This is a genomic window from Aeribacillus sp. FSL K6-2848, from assembly GCF_038004325.1.
In the GTDB taxonomy this organism is placed as follows: Bacteria; Bacillota; Bacilli; order Bacillales; family Aeribacillaceae; genus Aeribacillus; species Aeribacillus composti.
Window position 1 is genome coordinate 3,820,654 of record NZ_JBBOQQ010000001.1, and the last position, 13,610, is coordinate 3,834,263.

Below are 13,610 nucleotides of genomic sequence, written 5' to 3' on the forward strand. Positions count from 1 at the left end.
TAACTTCTTATCGCTCGCTAGTCGTTGAATAACTCTCCTTTAAATGCGCGTTGCATGAGAGAGTTAAAGTTGTTTTCAAGCTCTGTCAAGCTTTTGTGAAGAATTGCTTTCTGGGAATCAACTTTTTTTACTATTTCAGAAAATTTGGCTTGCAAATCTCTTGGCGGCAACGGAATTTCCATGTTTCTTATGTCCGTTAAAGACAAGAACTTTTGTGTTCCTCCGCGTTTATTTTTATTGAGAATATAATCAAGATAATGTGAATTCAATAAATATTTTATATATATATTGATTACACAAGGATTGTTAAATTTTATTAATGCTACATTCTTTATCGCAAAATTTGGCTGTTCGTCGACGATAATTGGATTTCCGATTGTGCCAATCATCGGCATAATAATATCTCCTATATCAACTTTAGACCTCTTATTAATATTTATAAAGTCTTCTTCCGAGATGTAGTTTACGTTCCTTAAATCTATTTTCCCATTTTTAATATTTTTAGAAGTTACTAAAGGATAACCGCTTGGAACATACTTAGGCGAATCGTGTGTTCCATCCCTTACATCTGTAATGTCTTTAAGTGGTCGTCTTTCCCATGTTTTATTGGCAACAGGATCCCCAAACATCTCCAAAAACACACTTTGCGTTAACTGGTCTAACGCTTCAATTTGGGCTTTACGTTTGTCGATGAATTCTTGGGCTTTATCTAGTACAAAAACAATGCGTTTCTGTAAGTATATATTAGGGATTGGAATTACCACTTCTTTTAAAAATTTAAAATGACGATTATATCCTGTGTCAGGTATATTCACTGTGCGTAGATAATAATAAATGTATTTCGTAAGAACTTCTTCCTCTGAGAATACATTTTTTAGTAGTTTTACACCATCTGCGCCTATAAATATAGGAAAATCAATATACTTTAATATTCTCGTATGATCACCAAATATGATTAATGGAGATTTATCATAAACTCCTTCTCTATCATTGGTAAAACCAGCAATATAGTCTTTTCCCTGATCAATAATTGGATAACTTCCTTGTGCAAGGTATTCCTCTTTTTTTATTTTTTTTGCATTCTTAGTTTCATCTCTTAAAACATCACTAAATTTTAATAATTTCCAATTAGGATTTTTTTGTAAACTTCTTAAAACTTTCTTGTCCTGATATTTACTAAACATAGCATCACTCTATCCCTTTATTATTTTTTTTAATTCCTCTAAACCATTCATAATCTCCTTTTCCAACGCTTCCACTCTTTCAAGTATCACACTTGGCGCTTCATACTGTACTTCTTCATACTCAATTTCTTTATATTTGTTAATCGAAAGGTCATAGTCATTTTCCCGGATTTCTTCCACCGGCACAAAGAACGACTGCTCCGTGCGCTTCCGTTCTTTTTCCGCTTCACGGTTATGGAATCGTACAATGATGTCCGGAATATCGTTTTCTTCAATCGGGGTGCGCTTGTCGTCCAATGAATAGCCGTCCGCCTTCATATCATAAAACCATACTTGATCCGTTCCTCCTACGCCTGTTTTAGTAAAAATCATAACCGCTGTTGAAACGCCGGCGTATGGTTTAAATACGCCGCTTGGCATGGAAATAATTGCTTCTAATTTATGATTTTCCACAATTTCTTTGCGGATATCTTTATGCGCCTTCGAGCTGCCGAACAATACCCCATCTGGCACGATGCAGGCACAGCGTCCGCCCGTTTTTAAGATGCGTAAGAATAATGCCAAAAATAAAAGTTCGGTTTTCTTTGTCTTTACAACTTTTAACAAATCATTTGAAACTGCATCATAATCTAATGAACCTTTAAACGGCGGATTGGCAAGGACAAGGGTGTATTTGTCCTTATCTTTGTTTTGTTCCGATAAAGAGTCGCGATATTCGATATTTGGATTTTCAATGCCATGGAGCATCATGTTCATCGCACCGATGCGCAACATCGTGCGGTCCATATCAAAACCGTAGAACATATGGTTATTAAAATGCTCTTTTAAACTTTGCACCAAAAATAAGTCGCTGCGATGTTTGCGCAAATATTCGCCCGCTGCGACTAAAAACCCTGCGGAACCGGCGGCCGGATCAACAATAATATCTTCCGGTGTTGGTTTGACTAACTCTACCATCATCTTGATAATATGACGCGGCGTGCGGAATTGCCCGTTCGTACCTGCTGTCGCGATTTTGGATAGCAAATATTCATATAAATCCCCTTGTAAATCGCGGTCCTTCATTGGGAGCTTATCAATGCCGTCCACAATTTTGGAAAGCATTTGCGGCATAGGAATCATAAAAATCGCATCGCTCATATACTTGGCATATGCGGAATTTTTATTGCCATGCAAGCTTTTAATAAAAGGAAATACTTCCTCAGATACAATTTCATACATTTGGGAAGCTTCTAGATTTTTAAACTTGCTCCAACGCAAGTGTTGTTTATCTTCAGGAAAGATTCGTTCAAACTCAATTCCTAATAAAGCAGCCTCTTGTTCTCTTTGGGTTTCAGCTTCATCGAGTCCTTTAATAAATAAGAGGTATGTAAATTGTTCAATGACCGTCAGCGGGTTCGTAATTCCGCCCGTCCAAAACGTTTCCCATATTTTATCGACTTTGTTCTTTAATTCTCCAGTAATCATATAGCAGCCTCCTTATTATTTCCGAATTTAATTATACATTGTTCTATCAGCATTAAAAACTCCAATATAATGAAATTAAACCTGCTGTCAAAATTAAGTTCGTCATTGTGTAAAAAAGAAAATAGAAAAAGAGCCATGTTGTTCCCTCTTTGTATAGAATAAACAGCAAACATAAAGAGGAAAGTAACAGTGGCTCTATGTCATATTACTATAAATTGTTAATTTTGGTATGAGTTATGACCAGAGATGAGGGATTAACCAATTCGCCGGAACCAGTCCTGAATCAAATTCTCGAGGCGCAAGTAGAAGAGCAGCTAGAGACGCACCTTATGAACACATAGAAGAACGAAAAGGCGATTGAAACTTCGTATCCACGTCAGTTGACGACCCGAGTAAGACGTTGACCTCGTACATCTTTCCACTCACAAGAGATGGAGAGCTCTCCACCGCCACACCAAAGTATATACAGGATGCTTTGCTTGAGGGAGATTCGCGGGATTCTTCATGCTCCAAACATGCAAACGGACCAGCTGGCTGTTGGAATTAAATAAAAGGAATTTTAATAATATTAGGATTTGATTAAAAAAATAGATTATGAACATACAATACTCAGGATGCTTAATTAACTTTTTTACTTCTGTCGATTTACCAGTGCCACTTTACTTAATTAGCAACTTTCTTTTAAATATCTTTTTTCTTTTAAAGCACTCATTATAACTTCAATAACTGCTTTCATTACTTCAAAAGTTGCCTTTTCAATTTCTGAATATGTGTTTTCATCAAACCCTTCTTTATCACGACCATGTGCAATTCCATTACGCCTATTCAATAACATTGAAATTTGGCCTTCATATTCTTTAAAAGCATCATATGGCAAACCCAATCTAAATAATATCTTTTTTAAAACAACAGGCCAAAGATTAGATTCTGTATCTACAACCGTATCAGGTATAGTTACCGGCTTATCTAAAAAAGAATGCATATTAGAAATAAAATCCACTTGACGGGCATAAGAATGTAATTTTGTATCGTCAGGTAATTTATTTCCAAAAATTTTCCTATAAATTTCAGGCTTTCTACTAGCATCCTCATAAGCTTGAAATTCTTCTGCAAAAGAACATGCAACTATATAATCATTAGCTGCTTTGCGTAGGACTTTCGCTTTATTGATAGCATCTACATAAATTAGAAAAGCTGTTCTGCAAAACCCTTCATAATGTGAATAAAGCATAACAACTAATGCTTTTCTATATCTTTTTTTATCTTCATCATCTTCTATATAAGCAAGCTGATTACGTAATAATCTAATCTCATTACTTCTCCATGTCATTTCCTCTTCAAGTTGAGAACGGATATCAATTAAATCAATTTCTCTCATTTATTAGTGCACCTACCCGATCCTCAACAAACTTAATTCTTTGCGCTAATTGATTAGGGGTATTTTTACCTCCTCCTGTTGTTAATGCTTTAAAATTACTATCATTTTTTATTTCAATAAATTCATTTTTTAATTTTTCGATAAATTCATTATCATAATTAATTTGGTCTAAATATTTTTGTATTCCTAAAGTAAAAGCTTCAAAATGATAAGGAGAAAAAGAAGATATAAATTTTCCATTGTTATTCGTTCTAGAAAAAACATATTCTCCCAAAGTTAAATTAAGTACTTTAAAAGTTTTATTAAAAATTTCTCTTTCCTTATCATAGTCAAATTCTATATGTCCCTCTTCGCCTTTCTTATAAGAGACCCCTTCCATATAATCCGTCATAAAGGATCCGACATCATGTCGATATTTATGGCGATAATTTTTAAAGGCAAAAAATCGTAACACTAATTCTTCATCATATTTTTGATCTTTCTTTTCATCAGATAAATTGGATATACAATTTACAAAATCTTCATTTTTGCTTAATTCAATAATAAACTCATTAAATTTATCGTCTAACAACCTAATAGTACAATTTCTTATTTCTTGTTCACTTAAAAGTTCCCCACCTGTATTTAACCTTTTAAACATATAATAGCGTAATCTCTGGTCACTTTCTCTTCTAATAATTTCAACACGTACAAAATTCCTTTTTAGTTTTATTTGAAGTGGCTTTGGCAAATCATTATATGTGTAGCCATCTAATTGATTAACTATATCGCACCCAGTTAATGTTAAATATTGGTTTTTCTTAGTTTTTAATGAACCTCGAAAATGTAAATAAGAAGATATCCTTTGTAAACCATCTATTAGTTCATATACTCCTTCTTCTCTCTCAATTACATATATTGGTGGGATAGGCATTTCTAAAATTAGAGATTCTATAAAGCGAGATTGTTTTTCTTCAGACCAACGGAATAATCTCTGATAATCAGGGTCTATTATAAGTTCACCATTTTCGTACATGTCTAACAACTCATTAAATGACAAATCTAAACTTCTCGTTCTGACTTTTTTTATCTTAGAATCAACAATTTCTATAAGTTCATTATCTGTAATTCGAGATTTTTCCACTTTTCATCCCCTCGTTTTTTTAAATATAATGACACTTTCCACACTTTTAGTATTTACTCTATATTTTCTGATTTTTGGATTTATTTCTGCCATTGAAACTTTCGATTCAAAATCCTCTTTACAATATTGAGTCCATCCTAAACCTTTTGTCATTTCAATTATAATTTGTGGTAAGTTAACATGTACATCCTTATAATATGAGTCTTGAACAACAAAGACACCATATCCATTTCGCTTCAACACACGATTAATTTCTACAATCGACTTATAAATTGAATCAAAATATTGCAAATATGTTTTGTAATAATAAGTTTTTGATGCTTTGGAATTATGGCTACTAATTTTTGATAATGTTTCAAGGCATGTTTTTCCCCAATTACTATTTAATGTTGGAATACTTTCATTAATGACAGGTGATCCAATCATTCTTTTCCTTAATTTCTCCATTTCCTCAATTGGACATCCTATAAGAGCTAATTCTAAACTAGTTAAAACAGCATAATCAATTCTTGTACAATATGGTGGAGAGGTAATGACTGCATCTATTTCATTATCTTTAAGAGGAATATTATCCGATGATGCTATATCTATTTTCGTTAAGCGTTCTAAATCAACATAACAATCTGATTCATGTTCAAATTGATTTATCATAAATTCAACTTGATATTGGAACTCCCTAAAAATATCCTCTTTTTTTAAATCAACCCTTTCCTCTGGAGATTTTGGTTTCTTAATCCAAGTAGGGTTAGATGATCTAAATTTTTCCAAAAATTTTTTCAAGGCTCTAAATAATGCAACATAAAAAAAGGCAGCCACACTGTTTATAGATTCCAAACTCTCTTCATAAAAAATTATCAAATATTCATCTTTATCACATGCAATCTGTTGAATCGCTCTTTCAATATTTCTAAACACTTTTGCACTCTTTGGTGTTAGCCAAATTTCTAGTGGTTCAGGCGAAATCCAAGGATACTTCCAATAGTATTTTGCTTTCTTTATTATTTTTTCACATATCATTAATAACTTTGGTATAGAATTTCTATTAACGCACCTCGCCTTTGAAACTATTACCATAATAGGATTAATATCAAATCCTATCGAATAATATTTATTTTCTGCCGCAACTTGAGTTGTTGTTCCACTTCCGTTCCAAGGATCTAATATAATATCCCCTTCTTGTAGATTAAGGATATCTAAAATATTTTTAACAAATCGAGGTGAATATCCTGCATAATACTCATACCACGCTGTTTTCCCAAATTTGTACAAAAAATCTCTCTTAGGATTGTTAGACACTCCCAATAACATCATAACCTCATCCTTATGTCTTTTCTATAAAAATATTGTTTACACTATTATAACGCGTAATTAACATAAGATTCCTTCATTATATTTATCATAAAGTTCTTCATCAATTTACCCTAAAATAAAAAAGTCCTAATCATACTTGTTAAAGACACTTCATCCACTATGTATACTTCAATTTTTTGTTCGATAAAATTTGCTAAATCCAAATTTTCTGTTTGATATAAAAACCAATTCTTTCCATAACACCTATTCTTCGATTTTTTCGCAAATAAAAAATAAAAGTCTTGCTAAAAAAAGTGGGTTCAAAGCTTGAAGGAGAAGGATTTCCCCTTCTCCCCTGTCTTCCTGTTTTTTCGCAAAATTTTATTTTCAATCACAAATGTTTATTTTAAAGTTATAGCTTTTTTACGAGCAACGCACAGCACTCCACATGCGCCGTATGCGGAAACATGTCGACTGGCTGGACTTCTTTTGTTTCGTAGCCGCCTTGTTCTAGGATGGCAATGTCGCGCGCTAATGTCGCCGGGTTGCAGGAGACGTAGACGACTTTTTTTGGTTTCATTGCTATAATTGTTTGAAGCAGTGAATGATCGCAGCCTTTTCGAGGAGGATCCACGACGATGACGTCTGCGCGAATTCCTTGTGCATGCCATTTGGGCATGATCTCCTCTGCTTGACCGACGGCAAATTCAACGTTCTCGATGCCGTTTAGTTTTGCATTTCGTTTGGCATCTTCAATGGCATCGGGCACAATTTCCACGCCGTACACTTTTTTAGCTTTTTGCGCAAGGAAGAGTGAAATCGTTCCGATCCCGCAATAGGCGTCGATGACCGTTTCTTCTCCTGTAAGTTCGGCGTATTCTAACGCTTTTTCGTAAAGCACCTTCGTCTGTTCAGGGTTCACTTGGTAAAAAGATCGTGCGGAAATGGCAAACTTAATTGATCCGATATAATCATATATATATTCCAAACCCGAAAGCAGCTTTGTTTCTTCGCCAAATATGACGTTTGTCCGTTTCGGGTTTATGTTTTGGACAATCGATCGAATGTTTGGAAATTTAGCGGTAATTTCAGCTAAAATTTTCTTTTTATGTGGAAAATCAGCTGTTCGGGTAACGAAAACAAGCATCGCTTGCTTTGTTTGATACCCGTAGCGGACAACGATATGGCGCAGCCATCCTTGATGGGCTTGTTCGTTGTAAGCCCGGATGTGATAGCGGTTCAATATCGCTTTAACTTCTCGGACAATTCGATCGTTTTCCGTCTGCTGAATGAGACATCTCTCCATATCGATAATTTCGTGCGTTCTTTGTTGATAAAAGCCTGCAATCAGAGCGCCTTCCCGCTCCCCGATTGGAACCTGTGCTTTATTTCGATAATTCCAAGGATCGCTCATTCCGATCGTTGGATGAACCGTGACTTTTTCTACATCCACTTTTCCGATGCGGGCAAGCGTTTCTTTTACTATTTTTTGCTTATGGCGCAGTTGGCCGTCATAGCTTACATGCTGAAGCTGGCAGCCTCCGCATTGTTTGTATATAGGACAAGGCGCATCTGCCCGATCGGGGCTTGTTTCCGATAATTTCATGAGACGTCCGTATCCATAGCCTTTTTTTACTTTGACAACTTTGACTGTTCCCTTTTCTCCAGGCAAAGCATTCGGGACAAATAAAGGAAAGCCGTTGATTTTGGCTACTCCTGCCCCGTCATGTGTTAAATCTTCAAACAATACATCGTAATAATCATTTTTCTTCACTGGTGCTTCCATGTTGTTTTCTTCCTTTTTGATCAGAATGAACTGAAAAAATTGTATCATAACCGCAAAAATGACCCAAGTGATTTTATTATTGTCATAATAGGAAATACTATTGTAATGAAAATATAAAAGGGCGGCACGTAACATTGGTTGATGAAAAAGCGTCTATATTAGCTGAAGGAGTGAATTTACATGGATCAAAGTTTTAAAGAGTCACTCATCGAACAGCTTATTGCCAACGGTGTTTACAAAGGGGAAGATGGACAACAATTATATGAATTGAACGTCATTGAGTTGTTAAAACTTGTCAATAAAATTGAAAGCGATCATTACCATTATGGAAAATAAAAATTTCGTTTTTCCAACTTGAAAGCAAGGCTGTAAAAACAGCTGCACCTTTCTTTCATTACATTTTGTTTAACAAGCTGCCTGCAAAGCTTTTGCAGTGGTTTTTTTTAAGCAAAATGTTGCAGACAAGTCATATAAATCGTTGAAATTAGCGCGGGGAGCCGCATTTCATCTATTCAAAAACGGTAAAGAGCAGCCTATTCGCTGCTCTTTTCAATTGGCGCGTTTTTTTCTGCTTTTTCTTTCGACATGATGATCTCAATATATTGATACAAGTTTTCAAATTCAGCAGGCAGGAGTCCTCCGTATTCGCCGTCCAAGTTTAACTGCATTTTGTCTTCTGTCTTTACTTTTATCCGATTGGCTTTTGTATAAATTACATTTTCACTGTGAATATGCTCGCCTTTTAACGCCAAGCTGGCAAGGCGAATAAACTCCGCGAGGCTGACTTTTTTCAAAATCAGTAAATCAAACATGCCATCATTTAAAATTGAGTCTGGAGCCAGCTTTTCAAACCCTCCGACCGAATTTGTCAAGCTGATTAAAAAAAGCATGATCTCTCCTTGAAACAGCTTGCCATCATATTCAATTTCCACTTCTGTCGGATGGATGGAAGGGAGCATTTCAATCCCCTTTAAATAATAAGCAAGCTGCCCTAAAACGGTCTTTAATTTGCTTGGAACGTCATAAGTAAGCTCTGTTAATTTTCCGCCGCCGGCAATATTAATAAAATATTGGTCATTCACTTTTCCAATGTCTATTTTCCTTTTTACGCCGTTCAGCAGCGTATCGACTGCGTGCAAAATATTGTCGCGGGGAATGCCGATTGCACGGGCAAAATCGTTTGTAGTTCCGACGGGGATGATTCCGAGCGTCGGACGATTTTCCATGACTGCGAGCCCGTTCACAACTTCGTTCACCGTACCGTCTCCACCCGCAGCGATTATGAGGTCAAACCCGCGTTCAGCAGCCTGTTTCGCTGCATTTGTCGCATCTCCTTCACCGGTAGTAGCATGGCACGATGTTTCATAGCCGGCCTCTTCAAATTTAGCAAGAACTTCAGGGAGCTGTTTTTTGAAAGCCTCTCGACCAGATGTGGGGTTATAAATGATTCTTGCGCGTTTCATTCACATCATCCTATACTATCCATTTCTATTGTAAAAATAGAATCATTAATAGATTATTCCTTTTTGCCAAAACAAACAAGTTTTTTCTATCATTTGTGTTCATTTATACTATTTTTGTCAATAAACGTTTATTCTATTTTTATTTTGATAAAACTGTTCGCCATTTAAACACTTTTTTCAAATTCCAGCTTCAAAAATTCATGGATGGGTTTTATTTCCATTTTACTATAAATAAAACACCCAGCTGCTAAGCTGAGCGTCTATTAAAATTATCGTTTCTTTATTTCTTGTAATAACAATTTGTTTACTAATTGCGGGTTGGCTTGCCCCTTCGTTTTTTTCATAATTTGACCGACTAGAAAGCCAATCGCTTTATCTTTTCCGTTTTTAAAGTCGATAACCGATTGCTCATTTTCATCCAATGTTTCGATTACAAGCTTTAAGATGGCACCTTCATCAGAAATTTGAACAAGCCCTTTTTCTTTCACGATTTTTTCAGGGTCTCCACCTTTTTCAATCAGCTCTTTGAACACTTTTTTCGCGATTTTGGAGGAGATGGTTCCATTTTCGATCAGCTTGATCATTCCTGCAAGACTTTCCGGGGTGAGCGCCACTTCAGACAACTCTTTTTGCTCTGCATTTAAATATGCTGATACTTCTCCCATCAGCCAGTTAGAAGCTTGTTTCGCATCAGCTCCGGCTTTAACTGTTGCTTCAAAGAAATCAGACATTTCTTTCGTCATTGTCAGCACTTTAGCATCATACGCTGGTAGTCCAAGCTCTTCAACATATCGTTTTTGGCGCGCATCCGGCAGCTCCGGAATCGATGACCGGACTCTTTCTTTCCACTCATCATCAATGTAAAGAGTGACTAAATCAGGTTCAGGAAAATAACGATAATCGTCTGATCCTTCTTTAACGCGCATTAAAATCGTTTTCCCTGTAGCCTCATCAAAACGGCGTGTTTCTTGTTGAATGACGCCGCCGGATAAAAGCACTTCCGCCTGACGTTTTTCTTCATATTCGAGCCCTTTGCGCACAAAGTTAAATGAGTTTAAGTTTTTCAATTCTGTTTTTGTGCCAAATTCTTTTTGTCCGATCGGGCGGAGCGAAATGTTTGCGTCGCAGCGAAGAGATCCTTCTTCCATTTTACAGTCGGATACGCCAGTATATTGAATAATCGATTTTAATTTTTCCAAATATGCATAGGCTTCTTCAGGTGAGCGGATGTCCGGCTCTGATACAATTTCAATCAGCGGTGTTCCTTGACGGTTAAAGTCTACAAGAGAATAGCCGTCGCCAGTATGCGTCAATTTGCCAGCATCCTCTTCTAAATGAAGGCGCGTAATGCCGATTTTCTTTTTCTTTCCGTTCACTTCAATTTCAATCCAGCCGTTTTGACCGATTGGCTGATCATATTGGGAAATTTGATATGCTTTCGGGTTGTCCGGATAAAAATAGTTTTTCCGGTCAAACTTTGTATAAGTAGCCACTTCGCAGTTCAATGCCATCGCAGCTTTCATTGCGAATTCAACGGCTTCTTTATTTAAAACGGGCAAAACTCCCGGGTATCCGAGGTCAATGACCGTTGTGTTTGTATTTGGTTCAGCACCGAAAGCGTTTGGTGCACTTGAAAAGATTTTCGATTTCGTTTTCAATTCCACATGTACTTCAAGTCCGATGACCGTTTCAAAGTTCATTAGTTCTCACCCCTTACAGTTCCGGTTTTTGTTTATGGAAGTCTGTTGCTTGTTCGTATGCATGGGCAACGCGATAAACGGTGCTCTCGTCAAAATGCTTGCCGATGATTTGCAATCCCAGCGGCAGGCCGTTGGCAAATCCGCAAGGTACGGAAATAGCAGGAACTCCGGCAAGGTTCACATTGATTGTTAAAATATCGTTCGCATACATCGTGAGTGGATCGTCAATTTTTTCGCCGATTTTAAATGCTGGAGTCGGGGTTGTCGGTCCGATGATGACGTCATATTTTTCAAAAACGTCTTCAAAATCTTTCTTAATAAGCGTGCGCACTTGCTGCGCTTTTTTGTAATAAGCATCATAATATCCAGAGCTTAATGCAAATGTACCGAGCATAATGCGGCGTTTTACCTCATTTCCAAAGCCTTCCGCGCGTGTTTGTTTATACATATCGATCAAGGTTTCAGCGTTGTCGGAGCGATAGCCGTAGCGGACTCCGTCAAAACGGGCGAGATTCGCAGATGCTTCGGATGAGGCAAGCAAATAATATGTAGCAATACCGTATTTGGAATGCGGCAAAGATACTTCTTCCCATTCTGCGCCCAATCCTTCGAGTACTTTTAAAGCAGCCAGTACGGACTCGCGCGACTCACGGCTTACCCCTTCACCTAAATACTCTTTCGGAACCGCAATTTTCAGCCCTTTAATATCTCCAGTTAAAGCGGATATATAATCAGGAACTTCCACATTTGCACTTGTGGAATCCATTGGATCAAGACCTGAAATGACTTGAAGAAGGTAAGCGTTGTCTTCAACAGTTCTTGTTATCGGTCCGATTTGATCTAATGAAGACGCGAATGCGACTAATCCGAAACGGGAGACTCGTCCATATGTAGGCTTCAAGCCAACAACCCCGCAGAATGCTGCCGGCTGGCGAATCGAGCCGCCTGTATCAGAGCCTAGTGCAAACGGAACTTCTCCTGCGCTGACAGCCGCTGCGCTGCCGCCGCTGGAACCGCCCGGAACCGCTTCTAAATTCCATGGGTTTTTCGTCTTTTTAAATGCGGACGTTTCAGTGGATGATCCCATCGCAAACTCATCCATGTTTAATTTGCCGATCGTAATCGCTTCAGCTTCTTCCAGCTTGCGCATAACCGTTGCATCATAAATTGGGTCAAAGTTTTCAAGAATTTTGCTTGCACAGGTTGTGCGTAAATCCTTTGTCACAATGTTATCTTTAATCCCTATCGGCATGCCAAACAATAAACCGTATGTATCTTTTTTTCCTATTTCATTATCCAGTTGTTTTGCTTTTTCCCGGGCTCGTTCTTCATCGAGGGTTAAGAAAGCTTCTACCTTTCCGTCGACTTCTTGAATGCGCTTGTAAGACTCGTCGACAAGATCGGAGACGGAAATTTCTTTTCGGTGCAGCATTTGTTTTAATTCAGATATTTTATGATCAAACAGAGCCATGTTCGCTTCGTCCTCCTTACTCAAGAATGGCTGGTACGCGGAATTGTCCGTCTTTTTGGTCAGGAGCATTTTTCAACGCAACTTCCCGTGGAAGACCCGGCTCAGGTTGATCTTCGCGCATGACATTTTTCATATCCAAAACGTGGGAAGTTGGTTGAACGTTCTCCGTATCCAATTCATTTAACTGCTCAGCAAACGTTATAATCGCGTCAAGCTGATTGGTAAACATCTCTGCTTCCTCTTCCGTAATTGCCAAGCGGGCAAGATGCGCAACATGTTTTACTTGTTCTTTCGAAATGCGTGACATCCCAATTCACCTCCACTTTTTCGAACACACTGCAATACTCTGATAATATCAAATTTTAGCCAGATAAAGCAACACCCCCGAAATGTTGAAACAATATTGCACGAAGGCAGGCTGAAAAAAGCCCCTCTTACAGATGATTTTCTTTTCATATGTAATTTTCAAAACGTCGAAGGACTTCAGCCAAAAATTCAAATATAGGTACATTCGTCCAAACGTTTTATTCATTCGTGAATATAAAAATATTGTACGGTACATTATTCGGAGGTGAAAAACATGAGTTTTGGATTCGGTTCTTGTCAAGGCTACGGTTACGGAGGATATGACGGCGGATTCGGGTACGGTGGTGGATTCGGACACGGCGGCGGATTTGCCCTTATAGTAGTATTGTTCATTTTGTTGATCATTGTCGGTACTGCTTTTGTAAAGTGGTAAACACCGTTT

At 37.4% G+C, this 13,610-nt stretch carries 12 protein-coding genes and 1 pseudogene; 3 read left to right on the forward strand and 10 right to left on the reverse strand.

Features of this window, described 5'->3' with window-relative positions:
- Positions 1-17 precede the first annotated feature (17 nt).
- Positions 18-1,184 carry a restriction endonuclease subunit S gene (locus tag NSS70_RS18360; RefSeq protein WP_340882205.1) on the reverse strand — a complete coding sequence of 389 codons (1,167 nt, stop codon included), beginning with the start codon at positions 1,182-1,184 and terminating at the stop codon, positions 18-20.
- A gap of 9 nt (positions 1,185-1,193) precedes the next feature.
- Positions 1,194-2,651 carry a type I restriction-modification system subunit M gene (locus tag NSS70_RS18365; protein ID WP_340882207.1) on the reverse strand — a complete coding sequence of 486 codons (1,458 nt, stop codon included), beginning with the start codon at positions 2,649-2,651 and terminating at the stop codon, positions 1,194-1,196.
- 236 nt (positions 2,652-2,887) lie between these two features.
- On the opposite strand from NSS70_RS18365, the pseudogene NSS70_RS20950 reads away from it, so the two are divergent.
- Positions 2,888-3,099: pseudogene (locus NSS70_RS20950) on the forward strand (transposase); the annotation flags it as partial.
- Between the two features lie 219 nt (positions 3,100-3,318).
- Here NSS70_RS20950 and NSS70_RS18370 read toward each other — a convergent pair.
- From NSS70_RS18370 to rlmD, 4 genes are all read right to left on the reverse strand, one after another.
- Positions 3,319-4,029, reverse strand: coding sequence for an MAE_28990/MAE_18760 family HEPN-like nuclease (locus NSS70_RS18370; protein ID WP_339193441.1), 711 nt, complete (start codon positions 4,027-4,029; stop codon positions 3,319-3,321).
- Positions 4,016-5,152, reverse strand: a complete 1,137-nt coding sequence (locus tag NSS70_RS18375; protein ID WP_339193443.1) for a DUF262 domain-containing protein — start codon at positions 5,150-5,152, stop codon at positions 4,016-4,018. The genes NSS70_RS18370 and NSS70_RS18375 overlap by 14 nt, the downstream gene beginning before the upstream one ends.
- 3 nt (positions 5,153-5,155) lie before the next feature.
- Positions 5,156-6,463, reverse strand: coding sequence for a DNA methyltransferase (locus NSS70_RS18380; protein WP_339193444.1), 1,308 nt, complete (start codon positions 6,461-6,463; stop codon positions 5,156-5,158).
- Positions 6,464-6,854: 391 nt separating this feature from the next.
- On the reverse strand, positions 6,855-8,228 hold the full coding sequence (gene rlmD, locus NSS70_RS18385; protein WP_340882211.1) for a 23S rRNA (uracil(1939)-C(5))-methyltransferase RlmD: 1,374 nt from the start codon (positions 8,226-8,228) through the stop codon (positions 6,855-6,857).
- A 180-nt stretch (positions 8,229-8,408) separates the two neighbouring features.
- Here rlmD and NSS70_RS18390 point away from each other — a divergent pair, with 180 nt between their 5' ends.
- A complete protein-coding gene (locus tag NSS70_RS18390) occupies positions 8,409-8,564 on the forward strand; it encodes a Fur-regulated basic protein FbpA (RefSeq protein WP_082829588.1) in 156 nt (51 codons plus the stop codon).
- Between the two features lie 197 nt (positions 8,565-8,761).
- Here the strand turns inward: NSS70_RS18390 and NSS70_RS18395 are convergent, their stop codons facing one another.
- The 4 genes from NSS70_RS18395 to gatC form a co-directional block, all read right to left on the reverse strand.
- Positions 8,762-9,691: a diacylglycerol kinase gene (locus NSS70_RS18395; protein WP_327848228.1), complete on the reverse strand. Its 930-nt coding sequence runs from the start codon at positions 9,689-9,691 to the stop codon at positions 8,762-8,764.
- A 269-nt stretch (positions 9,692-9,960) separates the two neighbouring features.
- Positions 9,961-11,391 carry an Asp-tRNA(Asn)/Glu-tRNA(Gln) amidotransferase subunit GatB gene (gene gatB / locus NSS70_RS18400; RefSeq protein WP_144597463.1) on the reverse strand — a complete coding sequence of 477 codons (1,431 nt, stop codon included), beginning with the start codon at positions 11,389-11,391 and terminating at the stop codon, positions 9,961-9,963.
- Positions 11,392-11,404: 13 nt separating this feature from the next.
- The gene (gene gatA, locus NSS70_RS18405; protein WP_066250781.1) at positions 11,405-12,862 is read right to left on the reverse strand and encodes an Asp-tRNA(Asn)/Glu-tRNA(Gln) amidotransferase subunit GatA; all 1,458 of its coding nucleotides are present in this window, start codon (positions 12,860-12,862) and stop codon (positions 11,405-11,407) included.
- Positions 12,863-12,878: 16 nt separating this feature from the next.
- Positions 12,879-13,169 (reverse strand): Asp-tRNA(Asn)/Glu-tRNA(Gln) amidotransferase subunit GatC, encoded by a 291-nt coding sequence (gene gatC / locus NSS70_RS18410; protein WP_063388808.1) that lies wholly within the window; start codon positions 13,167-13,169, stop codon positions 12,879-12,881.
- Between the two features lie 273 nt (positions 13,170-13,442).
- On the opposite strand from gatC, the gene NSS70_RS18415 reads away from it, so the two are divergent.
- Positions 13,443-13,601, forward strand: a complete 159-nt coding sequence (locus NSS70_RS18415) for a YjcZ family sporulation protein (protein WP_082829587.1) — start codon at positions 13,443-13,445, stop codon at positions 13,599-13,601.
- Positions 13,602-13,610: the final 9 nt, after the last annotated feature.